This is a genomic window from Pedomonas sp. (assembly GCF_036515995.1).
Lineage (GTDB): Bacteria > Pseudomonadota > Alphaproteobacteria > Sphingomonadales > Sphingomonadaceae > Pedomonas.
This window is the reverse complement of record NZ_DATBUP010000051.1, coordinates 1-13,648: the sequence shown is the minus strand read 5'-3', so window position 1 is coordinate 13,648 and position 13,648 is coordinate 1. Positions and strand designations below refer to the sequence as shown.

The following is a 13,648-nucleotide window of genomic DNA, read 5'->3' as shown; positions in this document are numbered from 1 at the left end:
CGCCCCGACACGGGGGCCACGCCACTGCACGCAGCGCACAGAAGAAGTTGAGGCGGGCGCTTTGGCTCCCGCCGGACGCGGCCGGACGCCGGTCTATTCGACCATTTTCTTCTGAAATGCCCCCCTGTTTGCCGGGCGGCTTCCCGTCAAATCGGGCTCACACAGCGGCGCTTGCGCCTCAACCCGGATGCCGCCAGCAGACCCGCGCCGATCAGGGCCAGCGAGGCAGGCTCGGGCACTTCCGTCTGCTCCGTCTGGAAGGTGCTGCGCCACTCCACATCGAACGAGACGCCGAAATAGCCTTCCTCAAGCGAACCGAGAAAAATCGTCCCTCCCGTATCCGGATCCTCCCATTCAAAAATGCCGAGCTCCTGGGAGGAATACAGAGTCATGCCACCGCCACCGTCTGCGCCATCAAAGATTGTGAACCATAAGAACTGGACTGGCCATGACGGGACTTCCGGGTTCTGGGCCCCGTTGCTTTCCACGGTGATGACCTCATCCGCATCCGGATCGTACAGATAGACGCAGCAGTCCGTGACCAGTCCATCGACCACATCCAGATAAGGTACGACCTCGCCGGTCTCCAGGTTGAAGACCGGGCCACGGCCCGTCATGGTCTCCCAGCTGTCCCAGACCGGAGACGTGCCGCCCCGCGCCCGCTCCAGCTCGACAAAGCTTGCGGCCGTCGGGCTGTAGCAGGGGCCGGAGAAGCCTCCCGCCGTCGGCTGGGTCAGCCCGCCGAAGGTGAAGGAGGTGCTGTCCGGTGTGCAATCCACCAGACTGTCCGAATGCTGCTCCCAGCGCACGGTCAGCCGGTCGCCCACATTCCACGGCAGCATCCGCGTATCCGCCAGCGTCAGGTCGCGCACGTAGTTGCCGTCGCGGTCCATCAGGGAACCGCCGACCGACACGCTTCGCACCGTCGCCACCATTTCCGCCGTCGCAAAGAATGGCGCGGTCGGCAATGCCGCTGCACCCCCGCTCAAGGACCCGGTAACGCACGCCAACACCGCCATGAGCATCTTCCGCATGGTCAGTCTCCCCGGTTGCTTTTTGCCAGAACAGGTCGCGATGCAATTTGCCGGCCAGATGATTAAGCCGTTAAAATTATAACGGAGCACCCCACCGCCGCCGGCGGGAGTGTAAGTTTTCTCGACATTCTCAAAATATTGCTGGCTGAAATCATTGCCGCCTGAAACTACTGCTGGCCAGGCCACCAGTTGAGCCGTGCTTGATCCCGAAGCGGACCAGCATGTCCCTCATGCCCGGCACCGCCTCAGGCAAAGCCACACTTTTCGACCATACTGAAATGAATGCCACGTATCGTGACGATGGTCAATAGGTTTTTTGCAATATCTATAGTTTAATTACACCAACTGCTCAGCCAGCGCCGGTCAGATCATGGCCTCAGGGCGGGTACGCCGAACAGGGCTTCGTGGAAGAAGGCGAGTGCAACGAACAGGGAGACGCCGCCCACCACCACCAGCCAGCCGGGCCAGACGGTGCGCCAAGGCAGCCGCTTGGCGGCCTGCGCGCCGAAGGGCACGTAGGCGGTCTCGTTCACGAACCTGTTCCAGTCGGCCCCGAACTCGGCGGCCTTGCGCCGGTCCTGCAGCACGGCCCCTCCCAGCGCCAGAACCGTAATGCCGATGCAGAGCGCCAGCGTTGCCGCATCGCCGTTCACCAGCGCGTGGCTGATCGCCCACAGGCCGATGCCCCACATCATCGGGTGCCGGGTGATAGCAACGACGCCCCTGGGCGCCTTGGGCAGGTTCGGCGGCGCAACCGCCGCGCCCTCGGGCGAGACGGGGTGGACCATCATGGGGTTGGGCTGGATGAGCGATCCCACGAACAGGATCAGCGCCACCAGCATCACCAGATTGGTCAGCGGATAGAAAAACGCCGGCGGGGTCCAGAGGAACACCGTCGGCGCTTTGGTGTAGGCAATCACCACCCAGGCGAAGGTGGCCAGGGCGACCACGGAGTAGAGCCCCAGAAACCCTGACCGCCCGAGGGTTCGGATGAGAGGGTGCCGCAAGGGATGGGACAGGATGAAATGGCTTCCAACAAACGCAACCAGCGCGAAAATCAGAGACTCCATACCCCTCCCCTCCTGTCGCCGGAGCAGCGGCCCGACCCGCAGGTCAGGCCGCCGTGCCCGCAACTACAAGCTTATCTCCGCATCGCTGTTTTTCAACCTGCGGGAGATGCCGGCAACCCTCTCCATCCGTCGGCTCAGTACCGGTAGTGCAGCGGCAGGCTCTCGCCCTGAAGGCCGAGATACCGGTCACGCAGCTTGGTCTGCCGCGATTCCAGCTTCACTTCCTTGCCGGCGATAAGCACGTTGGTCGGAGCCTGCATCAGATCGAACGGATCGCCACTCCAGACCACAACGTCGCCCACCTTGCCCGGCTCCAGCGTGCCGAGGTCCTTGTCCACGCCGAAGATCTTCGCCGGGTTGAGGGTGATGGCCTTGAGCGCATCCGCCCAGCTCATGCCGGTGCCGCCCGGAACGCGGGCCTGACCCACCAGATTGGCCGCGTCCTGCAGGACGAGACGGGCCTGATGCGACTCGTCGCGGGCCATGGTGCCCAGCGCCACCGTCACGCCCGCTGCCGCCATGCGGCCGGCGTTGTTCATGGTGGAGCCGAGGCGCTCGAAGGTGTCCGGCTGGTTCTGGAGCGAGTTGATGATCACCGGAACGCGCGCCGCCGCCAGTTCATTGGCGACCATCCAGCCCTCGGACGCGCCGAGGATGATGATGCGCAGCTGCGGGAACTGCGAGCGCAGGCCCAGCACCTGGCGGATGTCCGCCGCGCGCTCCACCCAGATCACCACCGGTGTCTGGCCGTTCAGCACCGGCTGCAGCGCTTCCAGGTCAGCCCGGTTGTAGATCGGCGCGCGCTGGCCGCCGGTTGCTACGAACTGGGCCTTGGAGACGTTGCGCGCTTCCTTCAGCGCGTTGATGAACTCGGCATAGGCCGCCGGGCGGGTGCCGCCGCCCAGCTCGCCGCCGTATTCGCCCAGCGCCACGAACTGGAAGGCGCGCGGCTTGAACACCACGTCGTTCGCATCGCCCATATGGATGAGCGCGCCCTGCCCGCCGAAGACCGACTGGCCCGGCTGCGGCGAGACCACGGCGCGGGTCACGCCGTCGATGCGGGTGACGGCAATCGGCACGGCCTTCGGGTTGACGGCGTAGCTGACATCGAGCGAGGCCGCGTAGTCGGCGTTGCGGGCGGTGATGTCGTTGCTCTCGCGCACCGCACCCACGTCGGCAAGGCCGACGGCGGTGAAGGCGTTGAACATGCCCGGCGTCACCTGCTTGCCGGCGGCGTCGATCACGCGCGCGCCGGCCGGCACCGCGACGTTCTGGCCGACGGCGACAATGCGCCCGTCGCGCACCACGACCGTGCCGTTCTCGATCGGCTGCGGGTTGGCGACGGTGTGAACCGTGCCGCCCACGATGGCGATGGTTTCAGCCCGGGCAGCAACCGTGCTGCACATCAGGGCCAGGGCAATGGCTGCGGCCCGCTTCATTTCGCGTCTCCTTCGCCGGGCTGGCCAAGTTCAAAGTCAGCAACCGGACGCAACTTCGGATTGTTGGCATCGAACAGCAGGGCGCCGTCCACCCACACCTTCTCGGCGCGGCTGTAGGCGCTGAACGGGTCGCCGTTCCACAGCACCACGTCTGCCATCTTGCCCGCATCCAGGCTGCCGGTCTTGTCGTCGATCTTCAGCGCCTTGGCGGGGTTGAGGCTCAGCCACTTCCAGGCTTCGGCCTTGGAGATGTTGAGGCCCGCGCGGTTGCCTGCGCCCAGGGCCTTGGCGGCTTCCTGGTTGAGGCGCTGCACGCCGTTGGGATCATCGGAGTGGACGATGGCGCAGCCGCCGGCGGCATGCACGAAGGGAATGTTCTCCTTGATGCCGTCGTAGCCTTCCATCTTGAAGCCCCACCAGTCGGCCCACAGGGCCGCGCAGATGTTCTCCTTGGCCAGCAGGTCGGCAATCTTGTACGCCTCGACGCCGTGGTGGAAGGCGGAGACCTTGTAGCCGAACTCCTTGGACATATCAATGACGTTGGCCATCTCGTCCGCGCGGTAGCAGTGGTGCTGCACCGTGATCTCGCCGTTGAGCACGCCCATCAGGGTGTCGAGCTCCAGGTCGCGCTTGGGGGCGCTCGCCTTCTCGCCCTTCTCGGCCTTGGCGGTGTAGTCATCCCACTCGCGCTTGTATTCGGTGGCGCGCGCCCAGGTCTGGCGGTAGCCGGCAAAGTTGCCCATGCGGCTGCCCGGCGGCTGGTTGCGACCGCCGTAAACCCGCTTCGGGTTCTCGCCGCACGCCATCTTCACGCTGTACGGCGCGTCCGGGAACTTCATGCCCTGCATGGTGCGCGAAGGCACGGTCTTCAGCGTCACGCCGCGGCCGCCGAACAGGTTGGCCGAGCCCGGCAGGATGTGAACCGTGGTCACGCCCGCCGCCAGCGCGCGGGTGAACTGCGGGTCCTGCGGCCACACGCCATGCTCGGCCCACACTTCCGCCGTCACCGGACCGGTGACTTCGTTGCCGTCCGAATGCGCCTGCACGCCCGGTGCCGCATAGTTGCCCATGTGGCTGTGCGCGTCGATCACGCCCGGGGTCACGAACTTGCCGCGGCCATCGATCACGACCGCATCGCCCGGCGCTTCCACCGTCTGGCCCACGGCAACGATCTTGCCGTCGCGCAGCAGGATCTCACCGTTTTCGATCTGGCCGCCCTTGCCGTCCAGAATCGTTGCCCCCCGGATAAGCGTCGGTGCGCCCGGATACGGCTGGTAGGTGGACGGATAGGGGTTCGGATCGATCCGCACCACCGACGTCTTGGTCAAAGACGCCCCGTTTCCGGCCTTGCTTGCTGCCCCAGTGCTTGAGCCAGAGCCCTGGCCCCCACCGGACGAACCGGTGGTGGCGCAGGCGCTCAGAGCAAGCAGCGCACTCATACAAAGCAAAATATGCTTCATCGTCTTAGTTCACTCCATGCATGCCGCGCTTCAGAAGCGGCGATACGATCAACATGAAAATGCCGAACCCGACGGCAAACCAGCCCACTTCCGTGAAGGTCTGGCTGTAGACCGCCAGCGCCTCAATCGGATTGACCTGGCCACCCACGGACGTCACCGCCGCACGCTGGCCGATGAGGCCGACGACGTACTGGCCGAGCGCCGAGGACAGGAACCACACGCCCATCATCAGGCCGACGACGCGCGGTGCGGAAAGCTTGGTGATCATGGACAGCCCCACCGGAGACAGGCACAGCTCGCCCGTCGTGTAGAGCAGGTAAGCGCCCACCAGCCAGATCAGGGCGACCTGACCGTTGGCATCGGCGGTCTTCATCGCCATCACCAGCAGCAGGAAGCCGAGGCCCACCTGCACGAGGCCGAGCGAGAACTTCACCGGCGTCGAGGGCTCGAGGCCGCGCCTCTGGAGGTAGGTCCAGAACACGGCGAACAGCGGCGCGAGGGTGACGACGAACAGCGGGTTGAAGAACTGCACCTGATCCGCCGGCATCATCCAGCCCATGATCTCACGGTCAGTGTTGCGGTCGGCGAACAGGGTGAGCGTGGTGCCCGACTGCTCGAAGAGAGACCAGAACACGATGGTGGACATGGACAGCACCACCGCGACGATCATGCGGTTGCGCTCCACCGGGCCGCACTTGAGCACGGCATAGACGATCATGGCGATGAACGAGCCGAAGCCGAACACGGCCAGCAGCACGCCCACCAGCTCGTTCTGCTGAACGAGGATCCACGCCGGAACCAGCGCGGCAAACGCGAGAATGTAGATCATCCAGCGCACGTTGATGCCCGCCAGCACGTTCTTGGTCAGCAGGGCCGGGTTGGGCGGCTCGCCATAGCCTTTCAGCTTGCGGTCGTTGAGAATGGCGATGAGCAGGGCAAGGGTCATGCCGACGCCGGCAACGGCGAAGGCCACGTCGAAACCGAAGGTCTGGCGCATGTTCGGCAGCAGCACCTGGCCCAGAACCGAGCCCATGTTGATGCCGATGTAGAAGATGTAGAAGCCGCTCTCGCGCCGCCCGTCGCCGGGTGCGTAGAGGTCGCCCACCATGGTCGAGATGTTCGGCTTGAAGAAGCCGTTGCCGATGATCACCAGCGAGAGCGAGAGATACATCAGGTAGAGGTAAAGCTGGTTCCGCTCCACCGGCAGGGCGTAGCTGCCCTTTGCCAGAACCGTGTCCTGCGCCGCAACCTGCGCCGGTGCGGCCGTGTCACCGGCCGGTGCAGCCTGATCGGCCGCCGCGCCGCCTGCACCGCCCTTCAGCAGGATGCTGCCCTCGGTGCCGGGCATGATCCGCAGCCGCTGGTCGTTGATGGTGACGTACTGCTCGGTGCGGTCGTTGCCGACATCGACGATCTCGATGGGATAGCGGCCGCTGTCGATTTCAAGGAACTGCTGGGTCTGCGGGCCGCCGAACGCCAAGCCGTAGTAGCCCAGCAGCATGAGCAGGGCCCCGAACTTCACCGCGCCGCGGGAGCCGAGATAGCGGTCGGCCACAAGGCCGCCGATCAGCGGGGTCAGGTACACCAGCGCGGTATAGCTGGCGTAGATGCCTGCTGCCTGACCGTCATCGAACAGGAAGTGCTTGGTCAGATACAGGATGAGGATCGCCTTCATCCCGTAGAAGCCGAAGCGTTCCCACATTTCGGTAGTGAAGCACACAAACAACTGACGCGGATGGCCTAGCCAAGTGCCTTCGCGCGTGGCTGGTGCGCCGGCCTCTGAAGTCATCGGGATCTCCCTGAGAATGTCGGAACCATCGTGAATAGGTACCATCGCCGGACGGCGAACAGCTCAACCTATAAAGTGAACGGTCGCTCGACAATACCGTCGGTTCTGAATGTCCCACTCTATCAAGGAGCCCCCATGCCCCTCGCTTCCCCTAAGTCGCTTAACTGAACAGATGAACGCCAGATGAACATCGGCCTTGCGGCGAAGCGCGCCTTGGCAGCGGCGGATAGCATTTTGACACCCGCCAGCGCCGTGTTAGCTCTCCCTTCTCCTGTCCCCATCTCCTGTTCGTTCCTTGAGGAGGCCTGATCCATGACCACGTTGAATGACCGCACCTCCGCCATGAGCCTCCTGCTCAGCCGCCGTTCCGCCAAGGCCCGGGATCTGGCCGAGCCCGGCCCGAGCGAGATCGAACTGCGTCAGATTCTCTCCGCCGCCAGCCGCGTGCCGGATCACGGCAAGCTGTCCCCGTGGCGGTTCGTGGTGATCGGCAAGGAAAACCGTGAAGCCTTCGCCGCAGGTCTGGTCGCGGCTCTGCGCGCCGAAAAGCCCGATGCCTCCGAAATCGAAATCGAAGGCGCGCTTCAGTTCGCCCGGCAGGCTCCGGTCATCATCGCCGTGCTGAGCCGGATCACCAAGGGCATCAAAATTCCCGAATGGGAGCAGGAACTCTCCGCCGGGGCCGCCTGCCAGAACCTGCTGATGGCCGCCCATGCGCTGGGCTATCACGCCAACTGGCTGACCGGCTGGGCCACCTATTCGCCGGCGGTCATCGAACTGCTCGGCGGCGCGCCGGGAGACCGCAGCGCAGGGTTCGTCTTCATCGGCACCAGCACCCGCCCTGCCGAGGAGCGTCCCCGCCCCGAACTGGAAGCCATCAGCACCATCTGGTCGCCCCGCACCTGAGCTTCCCTAAAAGAAAAAGGCAGGCAGGGAGCTAACCCCTGCCTGCCCAGGCTGCCGTAAGTCCGGTAAGTCTTATTCGGCGGCCGCCGCAATCGGATGCGGCTTGTGCGGCTTGGGCTGCGCCGCTTCCGCCGCCGCTTCCGCCGCGGCCACGTCGCCGGGCTGGATGGTGAGCATCCGGCCCAGCTTGCGGCCCAGCCACTTCTCGATGTCGTCCACCACCGTGAAGGCGGCGGGCACGATCACCAGCGTCAGCACCGTCGAGGTGATGAGGCCGCCGATCACCGACATGGCCATCGGCGCGCGGAACGAGGTGTCTGCTCCGATGCCGATGGCGATGGGCAGCATGCCCGCGATCATGGCGATGGTGGTCATCACGATCGGCTGGGCGCGCTTGTGGCCGGCCTCGATCAGCGCCGTCTCGCGGTCCGTGCCGCTGCGGATTTCCTCGATGGCGAAGTCGATCAGCAGGATCGAGTTCTTCGCCACGATGCCGAAGAGCATCAGGATGCCGATGAACACCGGCACGGTGACCTCAAACCCGAAGATGATGAGCGCGATGAACGCACCGCCCGGGGCCAGCAGCAGCGAGCCCATGTTCACGATCGGCTGGAAGGCGCGCTTGTAGAGCAGCACCATCACCGCGAACACCATCATCACGCCGGTTGCCAGCGCAATCACGAAGTTGCTCATCAGCTCCTGCTGGAACTCCGCATTGCCCGCGTAGATGCGGCGGATGCCCTGCGGCAGGTTTTTCAGCGTCGGCAGCGCCTCCACCTGCGCCAGCGCCACGCCCTGCTGCACGCCCTGCACGTCCGCCTCGATGACGATGCGGCGGCTCTGGTTGTAGCGGCGGATGGAGGTCGGGCCCTGACCGAAGCTGATGTCGGCGACGGACTTCAGCGGCACCCAGCTTCCGCTGTCGGTCGGCACCGGCAGGTTCTCCAGCGTCGTCATGTCCGTGCGCGCGCCCTCGGCAAGGCTCACCCGGATCGGCACCTGACGGTCCGACAGAGAGAACTTGGCCAGGTTCTGCGACACGTCACCCATGGTGGCGATGCGGATGGTCTGGCTCAGCGCCGAGACCGACACGCCCATCTCCGCCGCGATGTCGAAGCGCGGCTTGATGATGATTTCCGGGCGCTGCATGTCGCCGTTGATCCGCGGGTCGTGCAGGCTCGGCACGGCGCGCATCTCGTCCATGATCTTGTTGGCGGTATTCTCCAGCAGCACCGGATCATCGCCGCCGATCACCACCGAGATGTCACGGCCGAAGCCGCCGCTCTGGCTCTGGAAGTTGACGCGGGCATCGGGAATGGCGGCCAGCTTGGGGGCCAGTTCCTGCTCGATCTCCTTCTGGGTCGGCTCGCGCTCGTTGCCCGGCGTCAGGGTGACGAACAGCTGGGCCTTGCGCAGGTCGCCCGCATCCTCGCCCACGATCTCGAAGACGCTGACCACTTCCGGGTGCTGCTCGACGATGCGCTTCACCTGGCTCGCAACGCGGGCCGAGTCCTCCAGGCGCGAGCCCGGCGGCAGCTCGATCTGCACCACCGACACGGTGTCGTCGATCGGCGGCATGAAGCTGACCGACATCTGGGTGGCGATGAAGATCGAGAGGATGAAGAACGAGACGCCGCCCGCCAGCGTGATCCAGCGATGCCGCAGCGACCAGCGCAGGGCAGCCAGATACTTGTGCATCACCGGGCCGTTGGCATGGTCCTTCTTCTCCTCGGACGGCTTGAGGAAGTAGGCCGCGATCAAGGGCGTTATCAATCGCGCCACAAGCAGCGACATGAAGACCGATACCGCAACCGTCAGGCCGAACTGCTTGAACATCTGGCCCGAGACGCCGCCCATCAGGCCGACCGGCAGGAACACCACCACGATGGACATGGTGGTCGCCACCACCGCAAGGCCGATCTCGTCCGCCGCTTCCATGGCGGCCTGATAGGCCGACTTGCCCATGCGCATGTGGCGCACGATGTTCTCGATCTCCACGATGGCATCGTCCACCAGAATGCCCGCCACCAGCGAGAGCGCCAGCAGGCTGAGCATGTTCAGCGTGAAGCCCATCATGTCCATGATGAGGAAGGTCGGAATGGCGGACAGCGGAATGGCCAGCGCCGAGATGAGCGTGGCGCGCCAGTCGCGCAGGAAGAGGAACACCACCACGACCGCCAGGATCGAGCCCTCGATCAGCGCCCACAGCGCCGAGTTGTAGTTGCTCTTGGTGTATTTGACCGTGGTGAAGATCTCTTCCATCTGGACCTGGGGATTCTCCTTGCGGATGTTCTCCAGCTCCTTGTGCATGGCGTCATAGACGCTGACTTCCGAGGAGCCCTTGGCGCGGGTCACGCCGAAGGCCGTCACCATCTGGTCGTTGTTGCGGGTGAGGCTGCGCTGCTCGGCCACGCCGTCGCGCACCTGCGCGATGTCGGAGAGGCGCACCACCTTGCCGCCTGCCGCCATGATGCGGGTAGAGGCCAGCTGCTCGGCCGTCTTCGCGCCGCCCAGAACGCGCACCGCCTGCTCCGAGCCGCCCACTTCCGTGCGGCCGCCCGGCGCGTCGAGGTTGAGGAGGCGCAGCTGCCGGTTCACTTCCGCTGCCGAAAGGCCCATGGCCTGAAGCCGCGCCGGGTCCAGATCGATGCGGATCTCCCGCGTCACGCCGCCGATGCGCTGCACCTGTGCAACGCCGCCCAGCGTGAGGAGCCGCTTGGAAATGGTGTTGTCCACGAACCAGCTGAGCTGCTCCGGCGTCATGTCGGTCGTGCTGACGGCGATGTAGGAGAGCGCGCCGCCCTCCATGTCCTGCCGCTCGATCACCGGTTCCTCGATGCCGTCGGGCAGCTGTGACCTCACCTTGGAGACGGCGTCGCGCACGTCATTGACCGCGCGGTCGATGGGCGTGCCGATCTGGAACTCCACGATGACGAAGGCCGTGCCCTCGATGGTGCGCGAGGTGATGTTGCGCACGTTGCCGACGCTCGCGACCGCCCCTTCGACGATCTGCGTGATCTGCATCTCCATCTCGGTCGGCGCCGCGCCGGGCTGGCTGATGGTCGCCATCACCACCGGGAAGGAGGTGTCCGGCATGTTGTTGATGGGCATGCGCATGAACGCGATCAGGCCCATCACCGTCAGGATGGCGAACAGCACGATCGGCGGGATCGGATTGCGGATCGCCCAGGAAGACATGTTTCTCATGTGACGGCTCCTCAGCTCGCCTGCTGCGTGACCGGGGCGATCACCTCGCCCTCGCGCAGGAAGGCGCCGGCCGAAGCCACCACCCGCTCCTTGCCGCTGAGGCCGTCCTCGATCACCACGCCCTGCTCGGTGGTGGTACCGATGCGCACATTGCGGCGGACAACCTTGCTGTCCGCGCCCACCACGTAAACGAAAGCACCCTTCTTGTCGGCCTGCAGCGCCGAGTGCGGCAGCACCGGCTTCTCGGCCTCGCCCGCCATCACCACGCCATGGCCGAAAGCGCCCGGCCGCAGCATCGGGTCGGGCGTCAGCGCCACCCGCACGCTGCCAAGACGGCTCTTGGGGTCGATGGTCGGGCTGAGCAGCCAGACCTTGCCCTCGAACGCCCGGTCAACGCCGGTAATTCGCACCGAAGCCTTCTGGCCGACCTTCAGGCTCGGCATGTCCTGCTCGGCGACCTCGCCGCGCAGCTCCACCTTGCCGTCCTTGGCGACGCGGAACAGCACCACGCCCTGCGTTGCCGTCTGGCCGACCTCGACCGTGCGCTCCAGCACCAGACCATCGGCCGGGGCGCGGATTTCAGCGCGTGCGAGCCGGGCCTCCGCCTCGCGCAGCTGTGCTTCGGCCACCTTGGCGCGCGCAACCCGCATCTCGGCGGCCGCGGCGCGGCGCTCCACATCCTCGCGGGAGATCGCACCGCTGCCCGAGACGGCCTTGACGCGCTCGTACTCGGCAGTGGCGAGGCGGGCATCGGCCTTCGCCTCCTCCAGCGCCGCCGCAAGCTGGGCCACGTAGGGGCGCAGTACGTCGGTGTTGATGCGGGCAAGCACCTGCCCCTTCTTCACCCTGTCGCCGGCCTCGGCCAGCACCGCCGCCACCCGGCCACCCTCGCCATCGATGCTGACGGGCATGTCGTACTGGGCCGAGATGGTGCCCGTCACCTTGATGCTGGCGGACACCTGAGAGGTGCCGGGGGTGAACACCGTCACCCGCGGCGCGGTGCCCTGCTGCTGGCCGGTTGCGCTCTTGCCGTCGCCCTTGCTCTGGGTGGCCTGCGCATCCGCCCCGCCGGACATGGCGGTGAAGGCGATGATACCGCCCAGCAGACCGAGACCGGCCAGACCCAGCATGACGGTTTTGGTGGAAAGCTTGGTTTTTTGCGTGTCGAGCATGGATCAGGACTCCTGACCGGCCGCAACGGCCGGCTGAACCGAACCGCCGAGAGCCACGTGCAGGCGCACACGGTTGTTCATGCGGATCAGGCGAACATCGAGAAGCTGGCTCTGCGCCTCCAGATTGCGGCGCTGGGCATCCAGCAGGGTCAGAATGTTGGTGAGGCCGTTGGTGTACTGGAGCTCGGCCAGACGCTCGGCGGTGGCCGCCTGCCGGGCCGCTTCCTCAAGCGCAGCCTCGCGGCTGCCGAGCAGCGCCTCGGCCCCCAGCGCATCCTCCGTCTCGCGCATGGCGATCAGGACGGTCTGGGCATAGCTCTGCACCGCCTCGTCCTCCTGCGCGCGGGTGAGGTCCACGTTGGCGCGCAGGCGGCCGCCCTGGAACAGCGGCTGGGTCAGGTTGCCGATGATGGTGGCCAGAATGCCCTTGAAATCGAAGGCATCAGAGAAGTTCGTGCTGCTGTCGCCGATCGAGCCGGTCAGGGTCAGGCGCGGCAGCAGGGCCCGCTGGGCCGCCGCCACGTCGAACCGGCTGGACATCAGGCGCGAGAACCCGGCCTGAAGATCCGGACGGCGCGCCAGCACCTCGGCCGGAACACCGGCGCCCGGCCGTGCGGGCAGTGCGGGCAGAACGTCGCCCCCGGTCAGCTCCGCGGCCGGATAGCGGCCGAGCAGCACTTCCAGCCGGCGCTGGGATTCCCGCAGCTGCTGGTCGCGCAGGCGGGCAAGAGCCTCGGCCGACTGACGGTTGGAAATGGCCAGGCTCAGATCCAGATCCGAGGCCAGCCCTGCCTGATGCCGTTCGCGCACGATCTGCTCGGCGCGGGCGTAAGTCTCGACCGTCGCCTGCGCCAGCTCGAACTGCTGGCGGGAGACGATGAGCTCGAACCAGTTCTCCGACACCTGACCGGCCAGCGACAGGCGGGCGGCCGCAAATTCATAGGTCGCGCCTTCTGCCGTCAGGGCCGCGCTGCGCTGCTGCGAGGCAAGCCGCCCCCACAGGTCCGCTTCCCAGGTGACGGCCAAACCGGCCGTATAGAGCGTCTCCTTCTCGGCCCCGCTCCTCAAACCGTTGCGAACCTGTGACGCCTCTGCCTCAAGACCGATCTGCGGCCAGAGGTCGGCACCGGAAATGCGTGCCTGCGCCCGCGCCTGCGCAACCCGCGCGCTGGCGGCCCGCAGGTCACGATTGTGCGCGAGCGCCTCGTCCACCAATGCAGACAGGGTGGGAGACGCGAAGCTTCCCACCCAATCCGTGTCAGCGAACTCCCCTGCCTCTCCGGCTGCTACTGCCTGGAACGCTGCCGGCACTGCGAGATTCGCGGTGCGCGGCGGCTCCTTGAGCGAAGGCGCACAGGCCGCAAGCGCCAGAACGGCGGCGCTTGTCGCGGCAAATGTGCATATCCTTTGCATAGTCCCCTCGAACTGCTTTGCTGATATGCTGTACTACTAACATAACACACCACTTCACAGTCAAGCGGTTTATTTAGGATCCGTCTAAAGAGGAGTTGGGGGCTGACCGATACTACCAGAGCAGGCAGCGGCCCGCTTGCCACCAAAGGCAAGCGGGC

9 protein-coding genes are annotated in these 13,648 nt (G+C 65.8%); 1 reads left to right on the top strand and 8 read right to left on the bottom strand.

The features are described 5' to 3' along the window. Nucleotides 1–146 precede the first annotated feature (146 nt). The 5 genes from VIG90_RS04275 to VIG90_RS04255 form a co-directional block, all read right to left on the bottom strand. Nucleotides 147–1,034, bottom strand: a complete 888-nt coding sequence (locus VIG90_RS04275) for a PEP-CTERM sorting domain-containing protein (protein WP_331592210.1) — start codon at nt 1,032–1,034, stop codon at nt 147–149. Nucleotides 1,035–1,402: 368 nt separating this feature from the next. Next, nucleotides 1,403–2,104 (bottom strand): NnrU family protein, encoded by a 702-nt coding sequence (locus VIG90_RS04270; protein ID WP_331592209.1) that lies wholly within the window; start codon nt 2,102–2,104, stop codon nt 1,403–1,405. 134 nt (nt 2,105–2,238) lie between these two features. Next, nucleotides 2,239–3,543 (bottom strand): amidohydrolase family protein, encoded by a 1,305-nt coding sequence (locus tag VIG90_RS04265; RefSeq protein ID WP_331592208.1) that lies wholly within the window; start codon nt 3,541–3,543, stop codon nt 2,239–2,241. Next, nucleotides 3,540–5,003 (bottom strand): amidohydrolase, encoded by a 1,464-nt coding sequence (locus VIG90_RS04260; protein WP_331592207.1) that lies wholly within the window; start codon nt 5,001–5,003, stop codon nt 3,540–3,542. Before VIG90_RS04260 ends, VIG90_RS04265 begins: the two co-directional genes overlap by 4 nt. A gap of 4 nt (nt 5,004–5,007) precedes the next feature. Further along, nucleotides 5,008–6,792 (bottom strand): oligopeptide:H+ symporter, encoded by a 1,785-nt coding sequence (locus VIG90_RS04255; protein WP_331592206.1) that lies wholly within the window; start codon nt 6,790–6,792, stop codon nt 5,008–5,010. Nucleotides 6,793–7,104: 312 nt separating this feature from the next. Here VIG90_RS04255 and VIG90_RS04250 point away from each other — a divergent pair, with 312 nt between their 5' ends. Continuing rightward, nucleotides 7,105–7,698, top strand: coding sequence for a nitroreductase (locus tag VIG90_RS04250; RefSeq protein ID WP_331592205.1), 594 nt, complete (start codon nt 7,105–7,107; stop codon nt 7,696–7,698). Nucleotides 7,699–7,770: 72 nt separating this feature from the next. Here the strand turns inward: VIG90_RS04250 and VIG90_RS04245 are convergent, their stop codons facing one another. From VIG90_RS04245 to VIG90_RS04235, 3 genes are read right to left on the bottom strand one after another with little or no spacing between them, the layout of a single operon-like run. Continuing rightward, nucleotides 7,771–10,905, bottom strand: coding sequence for an efflux RND transporter permease subunit (locus VIG90_RS04245; protein ID WP_331592204.1), 3,135 nt, complete (start codon nt 10,903–10,905; stop codon nt 7,771–7,773). A gap of 11 nt (nt 10,906–10,916) precedes the next feature. Then, nucleotides 10,917–12,077 (bottom strand): efflux RND transporter periplasmic adaptor subunit, encoded by a 1,161-nt coding sequence (locus tag VIG90_RS04240; RefSeq protein ID WP_331592203.1) that lies wholly within the window; start codon nt 12,075–12,077, stop codon nt 10,917–10,919. 3 nt (nt 12,078–12,080) lie between these two features. Further along, nucleotides 12,081–13,490, bottom strand: coding sequence for an efflux transporter outer membrane subunit (locus tag VIG90_RS04235; protein WP_331592202.1), 1,410 nt, complete (start codon nt 13,488–13,490; stop codon nt 12,081–12,083). Nucleotides 13,491–13,648: the final 158 nt, after the last annotated feature.

Excerpts from the sequence above, each read along its gene's own strand:
- VIG90_RS04275 (WP_331592210.1), bottom strand. The coding sequence starts at position 1,034 with ATGCGGAAGATGCTCATGGCGGTGTTGGCGTGCGTTACCGGGTCCTTG.
- VIG90_RS04270 (WP_331592209.1), bottom strand. The coding sequence starts at position 2,104 with ATGGAGTCTCTGATTTTCGCGCTGGTTGCGTTTGTTGGAAGCCATTTC.
- VIG90_RS04265 (WP_331592208.1), bottom strand. The coding sequence starts at position 3,543 with ATGAAGCGGGCCGCAGCCATTGCCCTGGCCCTGATGTGCAGCACGGTT.
- VIG90_RS04260 (WP_331592207.1), bottom strand. The coding sequence starts at position 5,003 with ATGAAGCATATTTTGCTTTGTATGAGTGCGCTGCTTGCTCTGAGCGCC.
- VIG90_RS04255 (WP_331592206.1), bottom strand. The coding sequence starts at position 6,792 with ATGACTTCAGAGGCCGGCGCACCAGCCACGCGCGAAGGCACTTGGCTA.
- VIG90_RS04250 (WP_331592205.1), top strand. The coding sequence starts at position 7,105 with ATGACCACGTTGAATGACCGCACCTCCGCCATGAGCCTCCTGCTCAGC.
- VIG90_RS04245 (WP_331592204.1), bottom strand. The coding sequence starts at position 10,905 with ATGAGAAACATGTCTTCCTGGGCGATCCGCAATCCGATCCCGCCGATC.
- VIG90_RS04240 (WP_331592203.1), bottom strand. The coding sequence starts at position 12,077 with ATGCTCGACACGCAAAAAACCAAGCTTTCCACCAAAACCGTCATGCTG.
- VIG90_RS04235 (WP_331592202.1), bottom strand. The coding sequence starts at position 13,490 with ATGCAAAGGATATGCACATTTGCCGCGACAAGCGCCGCCGTTCTGGCG.